Genomic DNA, 20,179 nt, shown 5'->3' with positions numbered 1-20,179 from the left:
GCGGCGAAACGCGATTTTTTTCCGCCGCTGTCCCGTATGCGGACCGCCCCCTACTTGGCGTAGGAGTAGGCCAAGGCGGCGGAGGAGACCGGTCCGGTGATGCCGCTGAAGACGGTGAGCACCTTCTGGACCTCGGTGAACGGCGCGTTCGACACGTAGATCAGATCGCGGTTGCGCATGCGGAACGCCTGGGAGACGAACAGGCTGTTGGGATCGCGCATGTCGATCCGGTAGACCACCGGCACCAGCGGCGTGCCGAGCAGCCGCGAGCTGGGGCTGAGGCGCCGCACGACGCTGGCCGGCTCGAACCGGAAGATGAACGTCCCAGCCGGGTCGGCGGCGAAGTCCGACAGGCCGCGCGCCTTCGCCAGCGCCTGGGCCAGGGTGATGCCGTCGGCCTGGAACGGCAGCTCGGTGCTGTTGCCCAGCGCGCCCACCGCGATGAAGGTCTGCGGGTCGCGCACCAGGGTGAGCACGTCGTTGGGCCGCAGGTAGATGTTCTCCTTGGGGTTCGACACCACCGTGGTCAGCGGCACGGTCGCGGTCACCGGGCCGCGCGAGAGCCGCACGAAGGTCTCGTTGACCGGCGCGCGGTTGCCGCCGGCGGCGGCGATGACGTCGAGGATGCGGTCGCCGTGGCCCGAGAGCGGCAGGCGGGCGCCGGCGGCGCCCTCGCCGGTGACGGTCACCGCCTGGCTGATCGGCCGAGTGACCGAGACCAGCACCTGCGGCTGGATGGCCTTGCCGGCGAGTTCGTTCTCGATGAGCGCCTGGACGTCCTGGGTGCGGCGGCCGGCGACCTTGATGCGGCCGGCATAGGGCACCGAGATGGCGCCGTCGCGCCCGACGGGCTGCTCGGGGATGAGGGCGGACTTGGAGCCCGCCGAGAAGCGGTCGGCCACCAGCGGACCGGAGAACAGGCCGCCCGAACCGGCTTCCCAGATCGAGACCGAGACCATGTCGCCGACACCGATCACCGGCTCCGAGGAGGGACGGTGGTCGCCGAAGGAGGCGAGCAGGCTGTCCAGCGGCCGGCCGCGCAGGGCCTCGACCACCGAGGGCGTGACGTCGATGATCTCGTAGCGGGCGAGCAGGCCGCCGTCGGCGGTGGCCACCTCCGCCCCCGCCTGGATCGCGCTCGCCGTCGGACCCGCCGCAGGCAGGTACGTGCAGCCCGACATCGCCGTGACGGCGAGCAGGACAAGGGGAAGTTTGCGCATCCAGATGTTGCCCATCGGTATTGCCGAGCCCGTGCCTAGCCCATGGCGGCCCAGGTGTCCGTAGCGGGTGAGCCACACTCCGGCCGGCACGGCCAAGACTGCGAAGTCATCCTCGTTAAGCACAGCTTTTTCGGGGCATAGAGACGACGAATGCCGGGCGTTCGCCCGCGGTCGAAATATCGAGATACAAATCGGGACGTCATCAGCGGCCGCACATTGGCCGCTCCAGCCCAATGGCCAAAAATCCCGCGACCGATCGGCTCAATTTCCCTGCGTGACCGCCGCGGTGATGTCGCCGTAGACGACGCTGACGCGGGACACGTAGTACCGGATGCTGCCGACGGCGACGAGGAAGATCATGCCGCCGAGCAGGGCGTATTCCATTGCCGTGGATCCGCGGACGTCGCGGGCGAACCGTACGGCCTCGGCACGAATCCGATCCGTCAAGCCGAACGCCGTCGGAATCCGCACCGCACGCCGTCCTGCTTCGCCGCCGCCCGGCTCATCCATGGTCGAACGTGCCTTCTCAGTCCCGCTGCCCGCGCGGCCTCACGCGCTGCATGGGGGATAACCTCTCGCCATTGCCGCCGGCTTAACGAGGTGTTCGAAACAGGCCACCTTGTCCATTCCGGCCGGGATACGCCGCCCGGACGTAGACGGCGGCGGGCGCGCCCGGGGGAAACGCGCCCGGCTTGGCTCAGGCGTGGCCGGCCTTATGGCGAAGGTCGTCGATCCGCTTCGAGGCTTCGGCCTTGTCGAGGTCAGGATCGAACGCCGCCGGCTCCTTGGCCTCTTCCGAGAGCGTCTTCAGATAGGAAGCCTGCGCGCCGGTCATCGGCTCGCCGCCAGTCGTCCACTGATCCGGGTCCTTGATCTGGTTCGACACGTCCTTCGGGTCGGTCTTGGGGTTCTCCGTAGCGTCCTGATTCGATCCGGTACCCCGGCCGGCCTTCGGTGTTGCCTTCGCGGTTGTGCTAGCCATGCGACTCATGTTCCCTAAATGTTCGGCGTCTGCGGGGTGAACGCGCCCGGCCGCGCCGCGGTTCCTGCGGGCGCCGCGGCCCGTTTGCATCCCCGGCGATCTTCCCTTCTGGAAACCCGCTCCTATTGATGTGAGGGGCAGCGCCCCGACGCGCCTCGGAGCCAGGGTGGTCCGGATGACGTCCCAATCGGAGCCGGCGCCGGATGCCGGAACGGCCGCCGCCGGTCAGGTGCTCGTTGTCATGGGCGTCTCGGGTTCCGGGAAGAGCACCGTGGCGGCGCTGATCGCCAAGACGCTTGGCTGGATCTTCGTGGACGGCGACAGCTTTCACACGCCGGAGCACGTGGCGAAGATGCATGCGGGCCTCGCCCTCGACGATGCGGATCGCGCGCCCTGGCTGGCCCGGATTGCGACTTGGATCCAGCAGCGCCTCGACGCTGGCGAGTCGGGCGTGGTGGCCTGTTCGGCCCTCCGCCGCGCGTACCGGGACGTTCTCACCCGCGGGAGCCAGCGGGTTCGCCTCGTCTATCTGGACGGCGACCGGACCCTGATCGCGCAGCGCCTCGCCGAGCGGCAGGGCCATTTCATGCCGCCGCGTCTCTTGGACAGCCAGTTCGCGGCCCTGGAGATTCCGGGGGCCGATGAACACCCGATCACGGTCGGCATCCGCGAATCGCCCGAGGCCATTGCCGACCGGGTGGTCGCGGAACTCGCGGCCGAAATGCGCCGGGATACCGTTGGGAAGTGAGCGGATGATTGCAGGATCCGGCAAGGCTTCGGGCATCGCCCTGGTGATCTCGGACGTCGATGGAACCCTGGTGACCGGCGACAAGCGCCTGACCGAGGCGACGGTCACGGCCGTCCGGCGGCTGAGAGCGGCCGGCATCGGCTTCAGCATCGCCTCGGCCCGGCCGCCGATCGGGCTGCGGAATCTGGTCGCCGAACTCGAGCTCGACCTGCCGATGGGGGCGTTCAACGGCGCGAGCGTCGTGCGGCCGGACCTCTCGACCATCGAGGAACGGACCATCCCCGAGGCGGCGGCCCGCTCGGCCCTCGACCGGCTGTTGGCCGAGGGACTGGACGTCTGGGTCTTCGCCGAGGGGGCGTGGTGGCTGCGCGATCCGGAGGGTCCCTATACCGACCTCGAACGCCGCACGATCGGCGCGGAGCCCCGCGTCGTCGCCGATCTCGGCCCACTCATGGGGAGCGCAGCCAAGATCGTCGGCGTCAGCCGCGACCACGCCCATCTGGCAGCCTGCGAAGCCCGGATCGGGGCGGCCCTGGCCGGTCAAGCCACCATCCACCGTTCGCAGAAATACTACCTCGACGTGACGCCACCCCATCTCGACAAGGGGCGATTCGTCACCTGGATGAGCGCGCATCTCGCCATCCCGCCCGAGCGGATCGCCACCTTCGGCGACGCCGGCAACGACCGTCCGATGTTCGCGCAAAGCGGATTCTCCGTGGCGATGGGCAATGCCGAAGCGGCGGTGAAGGCGGCTGCGCGCGCGGTCACCGACAGCAACGACGCGGACGGCTTCGCCCATGCGGTCGAGCGCTTCCTCCTTCCCTGACCGCCCGGCCGCCGCCCCGGGCATCCCTTTGGATCGCCGCGCCGCCGCGTGACGCGTCGCTGTGGCGCGCGGATCACAAACGCTCCCGACACCCCGGCCGCCCACAGGCTGCCGAACCGGGGCCGCTTTCCGGCCTCATTTCCCCGTGACCTAGCTTGACCACAGAACAAGCAGCACCGGGTCTCGGAATGCATCGCCTCATCCTGGCCGCCGTCCTCGCGGTCGTGCCCGCAGCCGCCTTCGGGCAGAGCGCGCACGACAATATCGACGCGTTGATCGAGCAGCAGGCCAAGGCGAACGGCGTGCCGGCAAGCTTCGTTCACGCCGTCGTCAAGCGCGAGAGCAACTACAATCCGCGGGCCAAGGGCGGCAGCGCCCTCGGCCTGATGCAGATCAAGCACGCGACTGCCCGCAGCCTCGGCTACACCGGCGATGCGGCCGGCCTGTACGATCCCGAAACCAACCTTCGCTACGGCGTAGCCTATCTCGCGGGCGCCTATCGGACCGCCAAGGGCAATCTCGGCCAAGCATATCAATACTATAACCGCGGCTATTACTACGCAGCCAAGCGCCAGGGCATTTCCACGGAAGTCGCCGCGGTGGTGGCGCCCGTCGCGGCCTCGGCCAGCGCCCTGGCGAGCCTGTTCAGCGGCGGCGCCGCCGAGACCCGGAACACCGCGGCGGCCTCAGCCCTGGCCTACGCGCCCACCGCGGCCGCAGTGGCGGAGGTCCCGACCGAGGCCGTCGAGGTGCCGCTGCCGCCGCGTCGACCGGCCGCCCTGGCCGGCACCACGATCGAGCTCGCCAGCCTGTCCCTAGATCCCGCCGCGGCTTCAGCCGCGAATTCTGCGGCGACTCCGGCCGCCGCGCAGGCGGCGGCGGTTCCGTCCGTGGAGGTGCCGCTGCCGCCGCGTCGACCCGCGGGTCTCGGGAGCGCCCTGGCGGCGACGGAGGCCGCGCCGGCGCAGATCGCGGAACTCCGGCTCTCGCCACAGGCCGCGGCGGCATCCGCTCCGATGTCCCCGGCCGCCGCTTCGGCACCGGCCAACGAGGCGGCGGTCGAGGCGATCGAGGTGCCGCTTCCGCCGCGTCGCCCGTCCCTGCAGATGCTCGCCGCCGCCACGCCGCGCCGCGCCCCGGCCGCGTCCCCCGTGCGCGAGGCCACCGCTCTTCCGGTCGAGTAGCTCCGCCATCCTGGAGCGGCCGCGCGTCGGGGAACCCGGTGCGGATCGGCCCTCTGCCCACACAAGGATCATGCCCAAGGCTTGACCATCGCACCGTTCCGCAACACATAGGCGCCACGCCAGCAACGTGGTTGGATCGGCACGGACCGAAGCCGCAAAACAGCGGCCGTGCGCGCATGGCGCGCGACGGATCTCAGGGCAGGAACGCCGGTTCAGGCGCGCGAGGTCGGGCATTCTATCGCCCGACGGTACGGTAGGGCGCGATCGATCTCGAAGCGGCAGGCATGCAGGGCACCGACCCTGCTCTCAAGCTGGCAGGAAAGCGAACGGCGCCATGAGCGGCGTGGTGGAACAGGAATCACTTTTTCTCACAGACCTCGGGCGCCGCGTCAGGCACGCGCGCACCGTGCGCGGCCTGTCGCGCAAGGTTCTGTCACAGACCTCCGGCCTGTCCGAGCGCTACATCGCGCAGCTGGAAGGCGGCCAGGGCAACGTCTCCATCATCCTGCTCCGGCGGGTGGCCAACGCCATGGGCGTGCGACTGGACGACCTGATCACCGGCAATGACGGGCTGCCCGATTGGCCGGTGGTGCGCGACCTCCTCGCCCAGGCCAGCCCGGCCCAGATCGCCGCCGCCAAGGACGCCCTGTCCGGCGGTAGCCGACCGGAATCGAGCAACCGCCCGCGGGTAGCGCTGATCGGCCTGCGCGGCGCCGGCAAATCGACCCTTGGCAAGCTCGCGGCCGAGCGCCTGGGCTGGACCTTCGTGGAGCTCAATGCCGAGATCGAACGGGAGAACGCACTCTCGGTCCAGGAAATCTTCGCGATCTACGGCCAGGAGGGCTACCGCCGGCTGGAGCAGGCGGCCCTGCGTCGCCTCACCGAGCATCCCGGGCCGCTGATTCTGGCTACGAGCGGCGGGATCGTTGCGGAGCCGTTGACCTACGACCTTCTGCTGCAAGCCTTCTACACGATCTGGCTGCGCGCGCGGCCGGAGGAGCACATGAGCCGGGTCCGCGAACAGGGGCACCTCGCGACGACGGGCGACCATGCCTCTGCGATGCAGGAACTGCGGGCCGTCCTGGCGAGCCGCGAGCCGCTCTACGCGCGGGCACCCGCCACGGTGGACACCTCCAACATCCCGGTCCAGACGATGCTGGACCGCCTGACGGCAGCCATCGAGGCGCGGTTCGGCCAAGCTGCGCCGCTGGCGGACTGACCGTCGCTCGTTCGCTGACAGCCATGCGGCCAATGCGGCTTTCGGGTCGCGCCGGCCCTTGATCGCGGCGGTGCAGCGCACCACGCTAGGTCCGAACACGCGGCCCAGCGATGGCCCGGCCCGTTTCCGCCCCGGACAGCGCCCCCTTCCGCTCGATCGGGCGACGGGTCCGCCGCCGCAGGCATGACCGACAGCGAATCCGAAGTTCCGGACATGAGCATCCGCCTATGAGCGCCAGTCCTGCCTTCACGCACCAGTCGCACGACCTCACGCACCTCGACCCGGTCTGGTCGCGGCTGCGCGCCGAGGCGGAGGATGTCCTGCGCACCGAGCCGCAGCTCGCCTCCTTCATCGTGGCGACGATCCTGAACCACACCACGCTGGAGGGCGCGGTCTCCCACCGGGTCGCCGCCCGGCTGGGGCATCCGTCGCTGCCGGCAGAACTCGTCGCCCACGCCTTCCATGAGGCGATCACGGTGGATCCGGACATCGGGCAGGCCTTCCGCGCCGATATCGGCGCGGTGATCGACCGGGATCCGGCGACACTCCGGGCGCTGGAACCGGTCCTCTACTTCAAGGGGTTCCACGCGCTCCAGGCTTACCGCCTCGCCCATCATGTCTGGAACCGCGGCCGGCGCGACCTCGCTCTCTACCTCCAGAGCCGGGTCTCGGAGGTGTTCCAGTGCGACATCCATCCGGCGGCGCGGATCGGGCGGGGCGTCTTCCTCGACCACGCCACGGGGCTTGTGGTCGGCTCGACCGCGGTGATCGAGGACGACGTGTCGATCCTCCACGCCGTGACGCTGGGCGGCACCGGCAAGCAGCGCGGCGACCGCCACCCCAAGATCCGCCGCGGCGTGATGATCGGCGCCGGCGCCAAGATCCTGGGCAATATCGAGGTCGGCGCCTGCGCCCGGGTGGCGGCCGGCTCGGTCGTGCTGAGACCGGTACCGCCCAACACCACGGTGGTCGGCGTGCCGGCGCGGGTGGTCGGCACCGCAGGCTGCGACGATCCCGCCCGGGCGATGGACCAGTTCGTCGCCTTGGACCAGTTCATCCACTTGGGCGACGGGATCTGAACCGCAACGCCGTCGCGCTTGCCGCTCCGCCCGAGGCGTGGCAAGCCCTCGGCCCATCCGCGGCGCCAGCGCCGCCAGGGGAGATCGATCAGCGTGACCAAAGCCGAGACCGCGAAGCTTCAGGACTATCTGCGCCGCAAGTTCGCGAACAACAACATCCGCCTCACGGCGATGAAGACCGGCGACTCCGCCGAGGTATTCATCGGCGAGGAATCGATCGGCGTGATCGCCGACGACAAGGAGGATGGCGACGATTCCTTCGTCTTCCGGATGGCAATCCTCGACATCGATCTCGAGGAAGAGGCCTAGCCGACGACGCGGCTGACCCCGCATCCCCGGTGGGGCTGCGCCGGCCCACACCTGTGCACGGATTAACGCTACCCAAGACTCGTGCTTAACAAGCGGTAAACGGCATGAGTACAGTGCGCGCAACCTGTATCAGGAGCGCGAATAATGGTCCTCACGCCCGCCGCCATCGAGTCGATCCGGACCCTGTGCATCGGACTGGCACTGTCCGGCTTGATCGCCAGCGCCTTCGAGCTGTTCGCAGCACGGCGGGCGAGCTTCAGCCTGCTGGAGCGGGGCGGCCTCCCGGCAGTGGCCGCCCTGCCGATGCTGGCCTTTTCGGCGCCGTTCATCATCCTGCGCAACACGGTGCGCGGCCGGCGGATCGAGGGCCGGCCGATGCCGTTCGTGATGCTGGCGACCATCGTCGCGTGCGGCTGGAGCCTGCTCTCGGGCCGGGTCGCCCTTGACCTCGCCGCGATGCTGGTCGGCGTCTGACCAGATTCAGGGCTCGGCGGTGGCCACCTGTGCGGTGCCGTCCTTGCCCTCGAGGGAGACCCAGGCCGGCCCGTCCTGGCCGGCCTGCTTGATGAAGCTGTAGCCGGTACGCCGCCAGGAGCGGATCGCGTCGGTCTTGTTGTCGAGGATGAAGTCGCCGCGATCGGTCCGAACCGTGAGCACCGCGTGGCCTTCGTTGGTCTCATCGATGACCACGGTCATCAGCAGGGCACGCCGCGGCAGGCCGCGCTCCACCAGCATCCGCCGTTTCAGCAACTGGTAATCCTCGCAGTCACCGAAGCCATCATCGGGAAAATCCCAGCGATCCACGACGCCCCAATGGGCCTGATCGGTGATGGGCTTGATGCGGGCGTTCACCCGACGGTTGACGCTCTGCAGGGTCCGCCACACCGCCATGGTGAGCGGGATCGCGTTGGGCTCGGCAATGTCGACCACGCATTCCTGGGGCGTCCGCGCGCAGAAATCCGTCCAGCCCGCGATGGCGCGCACCGACCCAGCCTGTTCGACGGCGGTCACCTGATCCGGAAGAACGAGCCGGGCATGGGCATGGGTCGTCGCGCCGCCCATCGTGAGGATCGCGCCCACCAGCGCGAAGCTCGCGGCTTGGCGCGCCCGGCGCACCGCATGAGCCCAGCCCCGCCATTGCAGGGCGCCGAACACCTGACACGAGATTCCGCCATCCGCGTGCCGCATGGCCCAAGCCCCCGCCGCCCGATGATGACGGAAGGGTGACACGACCACGTGCGACGCACAATGGGTCAAGGCGAGACTGACAACGCGCGTCGAGCCCTATCGGTTCCGATTTAAGAGACGTTTGCATCCGCAGAGCTGACCCGAAACACATGCACGGAGCGAATAGCCGCTCTGCGCCCCCTCCGAGGGTCTTGATTCAGGTCAGTTTTGCCGGCTTCTCAGGGATGCTCACGCGCAGGATTCGCGGCGGGCCCGATCGAATTGCAAGAAGCCAGCCAGCCCGTCGCGGACGGGACTGCGCCTCAGGAAAGGACCCGCAATGCAGCCCGCCATCCAGCAGGTGATCAGAGCGCTCGCCGAGGATGGTCGGGCCGGCGCGATCAATATCGCGGAGCACGCGGTGGATTCCTATCTCGCCGATGCGCCGAGCGAGGGCGACAGGGCGCTGTCGCGGGACATTCTGGTGCGGGATCTCGCCAGCCTTCGCGGCGTCGCCCCCCATCTCGCTGCCTTCATCGGCCGGGTCGAGGCCTATGTGGCGAGCCTTGCCCAGCCGTCGCTGAGCCGGGCGGCCTGAGACGGATCAGCGGTTGGCGGTGGTGACCGGGGAGGTGACGCCGCCGAGCGAGACCCAGGCGACGGCGTCCTGGCTCTCGCGCTTGATGAACACGTAGCCGGTCTTGTGCCAGGGCAGGATCGCGTTGGTCTTGTTGTCGAGCACCAGGTCGCCCCGGTCGGTGATCAGGGTGAGCACCGCGTGGCCCTCGCCCTTCTCGTCGATCACCACAGTCATGCGCATCGCCCGCCGCGGCAGGCCGGCCTGGGCCAGCAGATGGCGCTTGAGCAGCTGGAAGTCCTCGCAGTCGCCGATGCCGTCCTCGGCCAGATCCCACCGGTCGGCCACGTGCAGGTGGTCCTGATCGGTCATCGGCTCGACCGCCTTGTTGACCCGCCGGTTCACCGACACGATCGTCGCCCAGGTCGCGGGCGTCAGGCTGATCCGGGCCGGCTCGCCCCGGTCGAGCGCGCATTCGGCCGCGTAGGTCTGGCAGAAGGTCACCCAGGCCGCGATCGGCTTGGCGTCGCCCAGCACCCGGGCATTGTCTTCCGTCGGCAGGCTCGCAAGCGTTTGCGCCTGGGCCGTGGTGGCGAGGCCGAGCAGCGTCGCTGCTCCGACCAGCATCCCCCGAACCGTCTTGAGAAGCCCCGCGCCCATCGAACCCGTCCTCGTTGTTGAGAACAGGATTGCGCCGCAGAGCCTCCGCGCCGCTGAAGCGGATGCGCGCAATTTTATCGATCGGCCGGCGCGGGCCGGCTGACCTGCGGCAGCGTCGACGGGAGACTTGAGAAGCCTTGTAAATCGCGGGCTTCGGTTTGGGGAAACGGAAACCTTGAGGGTTTGTCACCCGCCAACATGCAGTCTTGGCGGGGCGCCATCGTCGTTGCGAGCGGAGCCTGGCAATTCCCTGGCGCCCCATCGGCCGTGTCGCGCTGCCCCGGATCGCTTCGCTGGCGTGCGACGACGGCGTGGACGCGGTCAGCCCGCGGTCTGGTCGAGCTTGCGCTCCGCCTCACCCTTCAGTTCCGGGAAGTCCGCCTGCGTGTAGGCCCGGCCCCGGTGCGGATCCTCGGTGATGCCCTCGTGCTCCAGGCGGCGCAGTTGCACCCGCCGGATCTTGCCCGAGATCGTCTTGGGCAGGTCGGTGACGAATTCGAGGCCGCGCAGGCGCTTGAACGTCGCGAGCCGGGCATTGGTGAAGCGGAAGATGTCGAGCGCCGTCTCCGGCCCAGGCGTGGACCCCGCCACCAGGGACACGTAGGCCTTCGGGATGGTGTGGCGCATCGGATCGGGCACCGGCACCACCGCCGCCTCGGCCACGGCCGGATGCTCGATCAGCACGCTCTCCAGTTCGAAGGGGCTGATCCGGTAGCCCGACGACTTGAACACGTCGTCGGCACGTCCCACGAAGGTGTAACAGCCCTGATCGTCCACGAAGGCGACATCGCCGGTATGGTAGAGATCGCCGTCGGCTCCCGACAGATGGCCCTGGCCGTCGTCGTAACCCTGCATCAGGCCCGCGGGCCGGTACGCGCCGAGTTCCAGGCAGACCTCACCCTCTGAGGCCGGCTGGCCGTCGAGGTCGAGGACGCGCACCCGGTAGCCCGGCAGGGGCCGACCCAGGGCGCCCGGCACCACCGGCTGCCCCGGCGTGTTGGCCATGAGCGCCGTGGTCTCGGTCTGGCCGTAGCCGTCGCGGATCGTGAGGCCCCAGGCGCTCTTCACCCGCTCGATCACTTCGGGATTCAGGGGCTCGCCCGCCGCGCAGACCTCGCGCAGGGCGAGCCGCTTCCCGGTCAGATCCTCCTGGATGATCATCCGCCACACGGTCGGCGGCGCGCACAGCGTGGTGGCACCGGTGCGTTCCAGCTGCGCCAGCAGGGCGGCGGCGTTGAACGGCGCTTGATTGATCACCAGGATCGTCGCGCCGGCATTCCAGGGCGCGAAGAACGAGGACCATGCGTGCTTCGCCCAGCCCGGCGAGGAGACGTTGCAATGCACGTCGCCGGGCTGGAGCCCGAGCCAGTACATCGTCGAGAGCGCTCCCACCGGGTAGGAGCGGTGGCTGTGACGGACCAGCTTCGGCTTCGCCGTCGTGCCGGAGGTGAAGTAGAGGAGCATCGGGTCGTCAGCCCCGGTCGGCCAGTCCGGCGCGAAGGTCTCCGACGCTCCGAACGCGTCGTCGTAGGCCGCCCAGCCTTCCGTCGCAGCCCCGGTGACGAGGCGGATGGCGCCGCCCGTGTCGAGGCCGGCGAACCGCGCGATCTGCTCCGGCCCGGCCACGATCGCCCGCGGGCGCCCGCGGGCGAGGCGGTCGGCCAGCTCGTCGGCGGTGAGCAGCGTGGTCGCCGGGATGACAACGGCGCCGAGCTTCATCGCCGCCAGCATGGTCTCCCACAGGGCCGGCACGTTACCCAGCAGCAGGAGCAGGTGGTCGCCGCGCTTCAGGCCGAGCTGCCGCAGGTGGTTGGCCACCTGGTTGGAGCGGCGGGCGATCTCCCCGAAGGTGAGGCTCTGCTCGGCCCCGCTGCCGGCCTCGACGATCCGCAGGGCGGCCCGGTCGCGGCTCTCGGGACCGGCGAGGACGGCATCGAACCAGTCGAGCGCCCAGTTGAACGGCACCGGATCCGGCCACGCGAAAGCCGAGACGGCAGCGCCATAATCGGTGCGATGGGCCAGCAGAAGGTCGCGGGCCTCCCGGAAGCTCGGCATGGTCGTTCCCCTCCCCGTCTTGTGGTCTTGGCGCCCCGACCCCATCGGCCGGGGCGGGCTGCGCTCAGGTATTCTCGAACCGAGGCGGCCGCTTCTCTACGAAGGCGGCCATGCCCTCCTTCTGGTCCTTGGTGGCGAACATGGCATGGAAGACCCGCCGCTCGAAGCGGATGCCCTCGGTCAGCGTGGTCTCGTAGGCGCGGTTGACCGCCTCCTTGGTCATCATGGCGATCGGCAGCGACATCGCCGCGATGGTCGCGGCCGCCGTTATGGCCTCGTCGAGGAGTCGGTCGGCGGCGATCACCCGCGAGACGAGGCCCGAACGCTCCGCCTCGGCGGCATCCATCATCCGGCCGGTCAGGCACATCTCCATGGCCTTGGCCTTGCCGACGAAGCGGGTGAGCCGCTGGCTGCCGCCGATTCCCGGCATCACCCCGAGCTTGATCTCGGGCTGACCGAACTGTGCGGTGTCGGCGGCCAGGATGATGTCGCACATCATGGCGAGCTCGCAGCCACCGCCCAGCGCGTACCCCGCCACCGCGGCGATGATCGGCGTGCGCACGGCGATGAAGCGGTCCCAGTCGGCGAACCGGTCGCCCGCGTACATCTCCGCGTAGGTGGCGTGCTGCATCTCCTTGATGTCGGCCCCGGCCGCGAAGGCCTTGGCCGAACCGGTGATGACGATGCAGCCGATATTCGGATCCGCATCGGCCTCGGTAGCCGCCCGGATCACCTCGCCGGTGAGCTGTGCGTTGATGGCGTTCAGCGCCTTCGGCCGGTTGAGGGTGATCAGAAGGACGCGCCCGCGCGTCTCTGTCAGGATCGTCTCGTACGCGTCGCTCACGACTCGCCTCCCTGCCCGCGGAGCATATTGATGATCGCGGAAAAGTCCTCTCCCCCGTGACCGGCGCCCTCGAACAATCCGTAGACCTGCGCGGCCTCTGCGCCGAGGGGTGTCGCGGCGCCGGAGGCCAGGGCGGCGGCCTGGGCGAGCCGGAGATCCTTGAGCATCAGCGCCGCCGCGAAGCCCGGTTTGTAGCCGTTGTTGGCCGGCGAGGTCGGCACCGGGCCCGGAACCGGGCAGTAGGTGGTCAGCGACCAGCACTGGCCCGAGGAGACCGAGGCCACGTCGTAGAGCGCCTGGTGCGACAGGCCGAGCTTCTCGCCGAGCGCGAAGGCCTCGCTGACGCCGATCATCGAGATGCCGAGGATCATGTTGTTGCAGATCTTGGCCGCCTGCCCGGCGCCGGCCGCGCCGCAATGGAACACGTTCTTGCCCATGGCCTTGAGCAGAGGCTCGGCCTTCGCGAAGGCGGCCTCGGCGCCACCGGCCATGAAAGTCAGCGTCCCGGCCTTGGCGCCGCCGGTCCCGCCGGAGACCGGCGCGTCCACCGACAGGCAGCCCTGCGCCTCCGCGAGGGCGTGGGCCTTGCGGGCACTCTCGACGTCGACGGTAGAGGAATCGATCAGCAGCGTGCCGGCCGGCAGCGCCGCGGCGAGCAGCGTCCAGACCTCGACCACGTGCCGTCCGGCGGGCAGCATGGTGATGACCACGTCCGCGCCCTCGGCCGCCGCCAGGGCCGAGCCCGCAACGGTAATCCCCTCGGCGCGGGCGGCCTCGAGCGAGGCCGGGACCAGATCGAAGCCGCGCACCGTATGGCCCGCCTTCACGAGGTTGGCCGCCATGGGGCCGCCCATGTTGCCGAGACCGATGAACCCGATGGTCTGTGCCATCCCGTCCTCCCTGAATTGTTTATCGCCTGTCCCACCCTCGCCCTCATGCTGAGGTGCCGGCGTCAGCGGGCCTCGAAGGAGGGCTCCAGAACACGCCGCGATCCCTGGAGCCCTCCTTCGAGGCCTCCGCTGTGCTCCGGCGCCTCAGGATGAGGGGATGAGTGGGAGAAGACGAAGCTTCATCACACCGCCCCAGTGCGCGATTCTGGAAAGACCGGCGCCGCCCGCTTCTCCAGCCAGCGGGCGATCCGGGCCGGATCGACCGCGTCGAGGCTCGGCGGGTTCCAGCGCGGGGTCTTGTCCTTGTCGATCACGGCGGCGCGGATGCCCTCGCGGAAATCGCCCTCGTCCAGCACCGCCAGGGACGCGTGGAACTCGCGTTCCAGGCAGGCCTCCAGGCTCGGCGCGCCGCGCCCGAGGCGCAGCAGGCAGAGCGTCAGGACGAGGCTCGACGGCGACTTCGTCAGCAGGATGTCGCGGGTCGCCGCCGCGAAATCCGAGCCGTCGGCCGCCAGCGCCGCCAGGATCTCGTCGACCATGTCGAAGGCGAAGCAGCGGTCGATCATGCTCCGGTGTGCGGCCAGGGGCGCCGGATCCGGCTCCCGGGCGAGACGCCCGATCAGGTCCCGCACGCCCGCGTCGCCGGCATCCGGCGCCAGGGCCGAGAGCGCGTCGAGGAGATCGGGAAGGGCCCGGGACGGCACCATCGCGTTGGCCAACCCGCACAGGATCGCGTCGGCGGCACCGACCGGCTCGCCGGTCAGGCCGAGATAGGTGCCGAGCTCGCAGGGCGCGCGGGGCAGGAGCCACGTGCCGCCGACATCCGGCAGATAGCCGATCCCGGTCTCCGGCATGGCGATGCGCGAGCGCTCGGTGACGATCCGGTGGGCGGCATGACCCGACAGGCCGACCCCGCCGCCCATGGTGATGCCGTCCATCACCGCCACGAAGGGCTTCTCGTACTGGGCGATGCGGGCGTCGAGGCGGTACTCGTCCCGCCAGAAGGATTCGGCGAAGGCCGTGCCGTCGCTCTCGTAGAGGCCGCGCAGGTCGCCGCCGGCGCACAGCCCCCGCTCCCCCTCCCCGGTGAGCAGCACCGCCGCGATGCCGGGATCGGCGGAGAACTCATCGAGGGCCCGATCGATCGTGCCGACCATGCCGTGGGTCAGAGCGTTCAGGGCCTTCGGGCGGTCGAGGCGCAGGCGCCCCAGGGCGCCGACCCGCTCGACGATCACGTCGGTCATCGGCGGTCTCCGGTCACTGCGCGGGCGATGATCACCCGCATGATCTCGTTGGTGCCTTCGAGGATCTGGTGCACGCGCAGATCCCGGACGATCTTCTCCACCCCGTACTCGGCGAGGTAGCCGTAGCCGCCGTGGAGCTGGAGCGCGTCGTTCGCCACCGCGAAGGCCGCGTCGGTGACGTGGCGCTTGGCCATGGCGCAGAGCTGGGTGGCGGCGGGATCCTTGGCGTCGAGGGCGGAGGCCGCATGGCGCAGGAAGGTGCGCGAGACCTCCAGGCTGGTCGCCATGTCGGCAAGCCGGAACTGCAGGGCCTGGAAATCGGTGAGCTTCGCCCCGAAGGCGCGCCGGTCGCCCATATAGGCGAGCGCCTTGTCGAGGGCCGCCTGGGCGCCCCCGAGGGAGCAGGCGGCGATGTTGAGCCGCCCGCCGTCGAGGCCGCTCATGGCGATGCGGAACCCCTGGCCCTCGGCGCCCAGGCGGTTGGCCACCGGCACGCGGCAGCCGTCGAAGCGTACGGCGCGGGTCGGCTGGGCGTTCCAGCCCATCTTGCGCTCGTCGGCGCCGAAGGAGAGGCCGGGCGTCCCCTTCTCCACCACGATGGCCGAGATGCCCGAAGGGCCGGCCTCGCCGGTGCGGACCATGCAGACGTAGAGGTCGCTGGCACCGGCCCCCGAGATGAACTGCTTCTCGCCGGTGAGGACGTAATGGTCGCCGTCGCGCTCGGCGCGGGTGCGGAGCGCCGCCGCGTCGGAGCCCGAGCCCGGCTCGGTGAGGCAGTAGCTGGCGATCCGCTCCATCCCCATCAGGGATGGGATCCAGCGCCGGCGCTGGTCGTCGTCGCCGTAGGCGTCGATCATCCAGGCGCACATGTTGTGGATCGACAGGAACGCCGCCACGGTCGGGCAGCCGGTGCTGAGCGCCTCGAAGATCAGGGTCGCGTCGAGGCGGGAGAGGCCGGAGCCGCCGAGATCCTCGCGGACGTAGATTCCCGCCATGCCGAGGGCGGCGGCCGCCCGCAGGGTCTCGACCGGGAAGGTCTTGTCGCGGTCCCAGTCGAGGGCGTGGGGGGCGATGTGCTCGGCTGCGAAGCCCTGCGCCATCTCGCGGATCGCGATCCGGTCCTCGTCGAGCCCGAAACTCATTGGGCACTTCCTCTCGTTCGCCACCCAACTGCACGGGGCTCGCACATCCGCTGCCACGATGCGCGACGTGCCCCCTCTCCCGTGCGGAAGAGGGTTGGAGTGAGGGATCAGGTCTTTCCGGAGAGTCCCCGCCCCTCACCCTGTCCCTCTCCCGCACGGGAGAGGGACCCGCGCCCCATCCTTGGACCGTCGCGGCCTACCGCATCGTCGGGATCGAGAACTCCGCCCCGCTCTTGATGCCGCTCGGCCAGCGCTGCGTCACGGTCTTGGTCTTCGTATAGAAGCGGATCGAGTCCGGCCCGTGCTGGTTCAGGTCGCCGAAGCCCGAGCGCTTCCAGCCGCCGAAGGTGTGGTAGGCGATCGGGACCGGGATCGGCACGTTGACGCCGACCATGCCGACATTGACCCGAGCGGTGAAGTCCCGGGCCGCGTCGCCGTCCTGGGTGAAGATCGCGACGCCGTTGCCGTACTGGTGGGTCGAGGGCAGCGCCAGCGCCTCCTCGTAATCCTTCGCCCGCACCACCGAGAGCACCGGGCCGAAGATCTCTTCCTTGTAGATGGTCATGTCGGGGGTCACGCGGTCGAACAGCGAGCCGCCCATGTAGAAGCCGTTCTCGTAGCCCTGGAGCTTGAAGCCGCGGCCGTCGACCACGAGCTCGGCGCCCTCGGAGACGCCCTGGTCGATGTAGCCCGCGACCTTCCGGACCGCCTCGGCGGTGACCAGCGGGCCGTAATCGGCCGAGCCGTCATGCGACGGGCCGATCTTGAGCGACTCGACCCGCGGGATCAGCTTCTCCATCAGCCGGTCGGCGGTCTTCTCGCCCACCGGCACCGCCACCGAGATCGCCATGCAGCGCTCGCCGGCCGAGCCGTAGCCGGCGCCGATCAGCGCGTCGACCGCCTGGCCCATGTCGGCGTCCGGCATGATGATCATGTGGTTCTTGGCGCCGCCGAAGCACTGCGCACGCTTCCCCGTCTCGGCGGCGCGCACGTAGATGTACTCGGCGATGTGCGACGAGCCGACGAAGCCCACCGCCTTGATGTCCTCATCATCCAGGATCGCGTCGACCGCTTCCTTGTCGCCGTTCACGACGTTGAGGATGCCGGGCGGCAGGCCCGCCTCCAGGAAGATCTCGGCGATGCGGATCGGCACGCTCGGGTCGCGCTCGGACGGCTTCAGGATGAAGGCGTTGCCGCAGGCGATCGCCGGGGCGCATTTCCACAGCGGGATCATGGCCGGGAAGTTGAACGGCGTGATGCCGGCGACCACGCCCAGCGGCTGGCGCAGGGAGTAGACGTCGATGCCGGGCCCGGCGCCCTCCGTGTACTCGCCCTTGAGCAGGTGCGGAATCCCGCAGGCGAACTCCACCACCTCGACGCCGCGCTGGATGTCGCCCTTGGCGTCCGGCACGGTCTTGCCGTGCTCGGAGGCGAGAAGCTCAGCCAGGGAATCGTTCTCGGCGCGGATCAGCTCCAGGAAGCGCATCATCACCCGGGCGCGCTTCTGCGGGTTGGTGGCCGCCCAGGCCGGCTGGGCCGCTGCCGCGTTCTCGACGGCGGCGCGCATCTCGGCCTTGCTGGCCAGCGCCACCTTGGCCTGGACCTCGCCGGTCGAGGGATGGAACACGTCGGCGAACCGCCCGCTCTCGCCGCCGACAGCCCGGCCGCCGATGAAGTGCCCGATCGTGCGCATGCGCGCCTCCCTGTGATGATGCGTTTGGTTTTGATGCACCCTAACAGGATCCCTTGAGCGATAAAGCCGGATGCGCTTACAGCCGTCGTGCATCGATGCACAGCGGGAGTGCGGCCATGGCCAGGACGGGGCCCAACTGGGACGACCTGCGCTTCTTCCTCGCGGTGGCGAGGACCGGGACCCTGAGCGCCGCCGGAGCACGCACCGGCACCGAGCACACCACGGTCGGCCGGCGGATCCGCGCCCTGGAGGAGGGTCTCGGCGCCCGCCTGTTCCATCGCAGCAATCTCGGCTACGCGCTCACCGAGGACGGGGCGAACCTGCTGGGCGTCGCCGAGGCCATGGAGAGCGCGTTCCTGTCGGCGAGCGCCGCCACGGGGGCGGCCCAGACGGTCTCCGGCACGGTGCGGATCGGCGCGCCGGACGGCTTCGGCAGCGTGTTCCTCGCCCCCCGGATGCACCGGCTCACCGCCCGCCATCCGGGGCTGGAGGTGGAAATCATGGCCACCGCCCGGATCTTCAGCCTGTCCAAGCGCGAGGCCGACATCGTGATCAGCCTCTCCGGCCCGCAGCAGGCCCGGGTGGTGGCACGCCGGCTCACCGATTACCGGCTGTTCGTCTACGCGGCCGAATCCTACCGCGCGGCCGCGCCGCCGATCGCCGAACTCGCGGACCTGCCGGCCCATCCGTTCGTCGGCTACATCGAGGACATGCTGTTCACCCGCGAGTTGAACTACCTCGGGGCACTCGGCCCCGCGGTCTCGGCGCGGCTGCGCTCGACCAACCTCCTGGCCCAGGTCCACGCGACGCTCGGCGGAGCCGGCCTGTGCATCCTGCCGGCCTTCATCGCGGCGGCGCATCCCGGCCTCGTGCCGGTGCTGCCGGAGGCGGTCTCGCTGACGCGCTCGTTCCACATGCACATCCACGAGGACCACCGGAAGGCGGCCCATATCCGCGCCGTGGCGGGGTTCATCGCCGGAGAGGTGAAGGCCGCGGGGGCGCTGTTCGCCGGGCCGGCGGTGTAAGCCGGGACGGTTTCGCGGAATCCGCCGGCGCCGTAAGATCGGCCGGCTCCGGCAGGTCAGGTCACGCGCCGGGTGGAAGGATCAAGAGATGGTCGCCTCGATCGCCCTGCCCCGGCTGATGCGCGTCGGCGCCGGCGCCTCGCGGCTCCTGCCGGAGGTGCTCGGCCAGCTCGGCCTGTCGCGGCCCTTCGTGGTCACCGACCCCTACCTCGCCGGCAGCGGCCGCACCGACACGCTGCTGGAACGGCTGACCAGGGCGGGCGCCAAGGCGACGATCTTCTCCGAGACCGTGCCGGACCCGACCGTCGCCTCCGTGGAGGCGGCGCTCGCCGCCCTGCAGGCGGGCGACTTCGACTGCGTGGTCGGCTTCGGCGGCGGCAGCCCGATGGACACCGCCAAGGCGGTGGCGGTGCTCGCCCGCCACGGCGGCCACATGCGCGACTACAAGGCGCCCCGTCAGCAGGACGAGCCCGGCCTGCCGATCGTGGCGATCCCCACCACCGCCGGCACCGGCTCGGAAGCCACCCGCTTCACCATCGTGACCGACGAGGCCTCGGACGAGAAGATGCTGTGCATCGGGCTCGCCTACCTGCCGGTGGCGGCGCTGGTGGATTACGAGCTAACGCTCACCAAGCCCAAGCGGCTCACGGCAGATACCGGCATCGACGCGCTGACCCATGCCATCGAGGCCTACGTCTCGCGCAAGGCGAACATGTTCTCGGACGGGCTGGCACTTCAGGCGATGGGCCTGATCGCCCCGAACCTGCGGCGGGTCTGGACCGATCCGGGTGATCGGGCGGCCCGGGAGGCGATGATGCTCGGGGCCACCCAGGCGGGCATCGCCTTCTCGAACGCCTCGGTGGCGCTGGTCCACGGCATGAGCCGGCCGATCGGGGCACATTTCCACGTGGCCCACGGGCTCTCGAACGCGATGCTGCTGCCGGCGGTCACGGCCTTCTCGGCGCCGGCGGCGGTCGACCGCTACGCGGCCTGCGCCCGCGCCATGAAGATCGCCGGGCCGGACACCGACGACCGGTCCGCGGTCTCGGCCCTGGTGGCGGAACTGGAGGCGCTCAACGACGACCCTCGACGTGCCGGGGCCGCAGGAATACGGGATCGACCCGGCCCGCTGGGAGGCGCTGCTTCCCACCATGGCGGCCCAGGCGCTGGCCTCCGGCTCCCCGGCCAACAACCCGCTGGAGCCCAGCGCCGACGAGATCGTGGCGCTGTACCGGCGCGTCTGGGCGGGGTGAGGCCGGCGCCCGTCCCGTCGACGGTCCGGAACCGGGTTCGTCATCGCGAGCGGAGTGAAGCA

20 protein-coding genes and 1 pseudogene are annotated in these 20,179 nt (G+C 70.1%); 10 read left to right on the top strand and 11 right to left on the bottom strand.

Features of this window, described 5'->3' with window-relative positions; translation table 11 throughout:
• Positions 1-50: 50 nt before the first annotated feature.
• From ABC766_RS20535 to ABC766_RS20525, 3 genes are all read right to left on the bottom strand, one after another.
• Positions 51-1,220, bottom strand: coding sequence for a polysaccharide biosynthesis/export family protein (locus ABC766_RS20535; protein ID WP_345819368.1), 1,170 nt, complete (start codon positions 1,218-1,220; stop codon positions 51-53).
• Positions 1,221-1,481: 261 nt separating this feature from the next.
• The gene (locus ABC766_RS20530; protein WP_345819367.1) at positions 1,482-1,730 is read right to left on the bottom strand and encodes a hypothetical protein; all 249 of its coding nucleotides are present in this window, start codon (positions 1,728-1,730) and stop codon (positions 1,482-1,484) included.
• 187 nt (positions 1,731-1,917) lie between these two features.
• Positions 1,918-2,202, bottom strand: coding sequence for a DUF3072 domain-containing protein (locus tag ABC766_RS20525; protein WP_043388174.1), 285 nt, complete (start codon positions 2,200-2,202; stop codon positions 1,918-1,920).
• 175 nt (positions 2,203-2,377) lie between these two features.
• On the opposite strand from ABC766_RS20525, the gene ABC766_RS20520 reads away from it, so the two are divergent.
• The 7 genes from ABC766_RS20520 to ABC766_RS20490 all read left to right on the top strand — a co-directional run bounded on the left by ABC766_RS20520 (position 2,378) and on the right by ABC766_RS20490 (position 8,041).
• Entirely contained in the window at positions 2,378-2,950 is a 573-nt protein-coding gene (locus ABC766_RS20520; RefSeq protein WP_345819366.1) for a gluconokinase, read from the top strand.
• Between the two features lie 4 nt (positions 2,951-2,954).
• Positions 2,955-3,776 (top strand): Cof-type HAD-IIB family hydrolase, encoded by an 822-nt coding sequence (locus ABC766_RS20515; protein ID WP_345819365.1) that lies wholly within the window; start codon positions 2,955-2,957, stop codon positions 3,774-3,776.
• Between the two features lie 188 nt (positions 3,777-3,964).
• Positions 3,965-4,960: a lytic transglycosylase domain-containing protein gene (locus ABC766_RS20510; RefSeq protein WP_345819364.1), complete on the top strand. Its 996-nt coding sequence runs from the start codon at positions 3,965-3,967 to the stop codon at positions 4,958-4,960.
• A gap of 232 nt (positions 4,961-5,192) precedes the next feature.
• Positions 5,193-6,179, top strand: a complete 987-nt coding sequence (locus ABC766_RS20505) for a helix-turn-helix transcriptional regulator (protein ID WP_391526971.1) — start codon at positions 5,193-5,195, stop codon at positions 6,177-6,179.
• 227 nt (positions 6,180-6,406) lie between these two features.
• Positions 6,407-7,258, top strand: a complete 852-nt coding sequence (cysE, locus tag ABC766_RS20500; protein ID WP_043388169.1) for a serine O-acetyltransferase — start codon at positions 6,407-6,409, stop codon at positions 7,256-7,258.
• Between the two features lie 93 nt (positions 7,259-7,351).
• The gene (locus tag ABC766_RS20495; protein ID WP_007565940.1) at positions 7,352-7,567 is read left to right on the top strand and encodes a DUF3126 family protein; all 216 of its coding nucleotides are present in this window, start codon (positions 7,352-7,354) and stop codon (positions 7,565-7,567) included.
• A 144-nt stretch (positions 7,568-7,711) separates the two neighbouring features.
• Positions 7,712-8,041: a DUF6949 family protein gene (locus ABC766_RS20490; RefSeq protein ID WP_043358025.1), complete on the top strand. Its 330-nt coding sequence runs from the start codon at positions 7,712-7,714 to the stop codon at positions 8,039-8,041.
• 6 nt (positions 8,042-8,047) lie between these two features.
• Here ABC766_RS20490 and ABC766_RS20485 read toward each other — a convergent pair whose 3' ends face one another.
• Positions 8,048-8,755, bottom strand: a complete 708-nt coding sequence (locus tag ABC766_RS20485) for a transglutaminase-like cysteine peptidase (protein ID WP_051976324.1) — start codon at positions 8,753-8,755, stop codon at positions 8,048-8,050.
• Positions 8,756-9,074: 319 nt separating this feature from the next.
• Here ABC766_RS20485 and ABC766_RS20480 point away from each other — a divergent pair, with 319 nt between their 5' ends.
• Entirely contained in the window at positions 9,075-9,332 is a 258-nt protein-coding gene (locus tag ABC766_RS20480) for a hypothetical protein (protein WP_043358027.1), read from the top strand.
• 6 nt (positions 9,333-9,338) lie between these two features.
• Here ABC766_RS20480 and ABC766_RS20475 read toward each other — a convergent pair whose 3' ends face one another.
• The 7 genes from ABC766_RS20475 to ABC766_RS20445 all read right to left on the bottom strand — a co-directional run bounded on the left by ABC766_RS20475 (position 9,339) and on the right by ABC766_RS20445 (position 17,839).
• Positions 9,339-9,971, bottom strand: a complete 633-nt coding sequence (locus ABC766_RS20475) for a transglutaminase-like cysteine peptidase (RefSeq protein ID WP_426313679.1) — start codon at positions 9,969-9,971, stop codon at positions 9,339-9,341.
• 321 nt (positions 9,972-10,292) lie between these two features.
• The gene (locus ABC766_RS20470) at positions 10,293-12,026 is read right to left on the bottom strand and encodes an AMP-binding protein (RefSeq protein ID WP_345819363.1); all 1,734 of its coding nucleotides are present in this window, start codon (positions 12,024-12,026) and stop codon (positions 10,293-10,295) included.
• 64 nt (positions 12,027-12,090) lie between these two features.
• The gene (locus ABC766_RS20465; protein WP_345819362.1) at positions 12,091-12,870 is read right to left on the bottom strand and encodes an enoyl-CoA hydratase; all 780 of its coding nucleotides are present in this window, start codon (positions 12,868-12,870) and stop codon (positions 12,091-12,093) included.
• Positions 12,867-13,760 (bottom strand): 3-hydroxyisobutyrate dehydrogenase, encoded by an 894-nt coding sequence (gene mmsB, locus ABC766_RS20460; protein WP_342145174.1) that lies wholly within the window; start codon positions 13,758-13,760, stop codon positions 12,867-12,869. The genes ABC766_RS20465 and mmsB overlap by 4 nt, the downstream gene beginning before the upstream one ends.
• A 182-nt stretch (positions 13,761-13,942) precedes the next feature.
• Complete coding sequence (locus ABC766_RS20455; RefSeq protein ID WP_345819361.1) at positions 13,943-15,004, bottom strand: enoyl-CoA hydratase/isomerase family protein; 1,062 nt, start codon at positions 15,002-15,004, stop codon at positions 13,943-13,945.
• Positions 15,001-16,146 (bottom strand): isobutyryl-CoA dehydrogenase, encoded by a 1,146-nt coding sequence (locus ABC766_RS20450; RefSeq protein WP_345819360.1) that lies wholly within the window; start codon positions 16,144-16,146, stop codon positions 15,001-15,003. The genes ABC766_RS20455 and ABC766_RS20450 overlap by 4 nt, the downstream gene beginning before the upstream one ends.
• Positions 16,147-16,342: 196 nt before the next feature.
• Entirely contained in the window at positions 16,343-17,839 is a 1,497-nt protein-coding gene (locus ABC766_RS20445) for a CoA-acylating methylmalonate-semialdehyde dehydrogenase (RefSeq protein WP_043385717.1), read from the bottom strand.
• 116 nt (positions 17,840-17,955) lie between these two features.
• Between ABC766_RS20445 and ABC766_RS20440 the strand changes: the two genes are divergently transcribed.
• Both ABC766_RS20440 and ABC766_RS20435 read left to right on the top strand, forming a co-directional pair.
• On the top strand, positions 17,956-18,864 hold the full coding sequence (locus tag ABC766_RS20440) for a LysR family transcriptional regulator (RefSeq protein WP_043759090.1): 909 nt from the start codon (positions 17,956-17,958) through the stop codon (positions 18,862-18,864).
• Between the two features lie 88 nt (positions 18,865-18,952).
• A pseudogene (locus tag ABC766_RS20435) lies at positions 18,953-20,117 on the top strand (iron-containing alcohol dehydrogenase).
• The last annotated feature ends 62 nt before the right edge of the window (positions 20,118-20,179 follow it).

This window comes from Methylobacterium fujisawaense (assembly GCF_039619325.1).
Classification (GTDB): domain Bacteria; phylum Pseudomonadota; class Alphaproteobacteria; order Rhizobiales; family Beijerinckiaceae; genus Methylobacterium; species Methylobacterium fujisawaense.
This window is presented reverse-complemented; position numbering and strand designations above follow the sequence as displayed.

Coding starts and splice junctions, on each gene's coding strand:
- ABC766_RS20450 (WP_345819360.1), bottom strand. CDS start 16,146: ATGAGTTTCGGGCTCGACGAGGACCGGATCGCGATCCGCGAGATGGCG.
- ABC766_RS20470 (WP_345819363.1), bottom strand. CDS start 12,026: ATGCCGAGCTTCCGGGAGGCCCGCGACCTTCTGCTGGCCCATCGCACC.
- mmsB (WP_342145174.1), bottom strand. CDS start 13,760: ATGGCACAGACCATCGGGTTCATCGGTCTCGGCAACATGGGCGGCCCC.
- ABC766_RS20510 (WP_345819364.1), top strand. CDS start 3,965: ATGCATCGCCTCATCCTGGCCGCCGTCCTCGCGGTCGTGCCCGCAGCC.
- ABC766_RS20480 (WP_043358027.1), top strand. CDS start 9,075: ATGCAGCCCGCCATCCAGCAGGTGATCAGAGCGCTCGCCGAGGATGGT.
- ABC766_RS20455 (WP_345819361.1), bottom strand. CDS start 15,004: ATGACCGACGTGATCGTCGAGCGGGTCGGCGCCCTGGGGCGCCTGCGC.
- ABC766_RS20525 (WP_043388174.1), bottom strand. CDS start 2,202: ATGGCTAGCACAACCGCGAAGGCAACACCGAAGGCCGGCCGGGGTACC.
- ABC766_RS20490 (WP_043358025.1), top strand. CDS start 7,712: ATGGTCCTCACGCCCGCCGCCATCGAGTCGATCCGGACCCTGTGCATC.
- cysE (WP_043388169.1), top strand. CDS start 6,407: ATGAGCGCCAGTCCTGCCTTCACGCACCAGTCGCACGACCTCACGCAC.
- ABC766_RS20535 (WP_345819368.1), bottom strand. CDS start 1,220: ATGCGCAAACTTCCCCTTGTCCTGCTCGCCGTCACGGCGATGTCGGGC.
- ABC766_RS20485 (WP_051976324.1), bottom strand. CDS start 8,755: ATGCGGCACGCGGATGGCGGAATCTCGTGTCAGGTGTTCGGCGCCCTG.
- ABC766_RS20445 (WP_043385717.1), bottom strand. CDS start 17,839: ATGCGCACGATCGGGCACTTCATCGGCGGCCGGGCTGTCGGCGGCGAG.
- ABC766_RS20530 (WP_345819367.1), bottom strand. CDS start 1,730: ATGGATGAGCCGGGCGGCGGCGAAGCAGGACGGCGTGCGGTGCGGATT.
- ABC766_RS20515 (WP_345819365.1), top strand. CDS start 2,955: ATGATTGCAGGATCCGGCAAGGCTTCGGGCATCGCCCTGGTGATCTCG.
- ABC766_RS20475 (WP_426313679.1), bottom strand. CDS start 9,971: ATGGGCGCGGGGCTTCTCAAGACGGTTCGGGGGATGCTGGTCGGAGCA.
- ABC766_RS20440 (WP_043759090.1), top strand. CDS start 17,956: ATGGCCAGGACGGGGCCCAACTGGGACGACCTGCGCTTCTTCCTCGCG.
- ABC766_RS20520 (WP_345819366.1), top strand. CDS start 2,378: ATGACGTCCCAATCGGAGCCGGCGCCGGATGCCGGAACGGCCGCCGCC.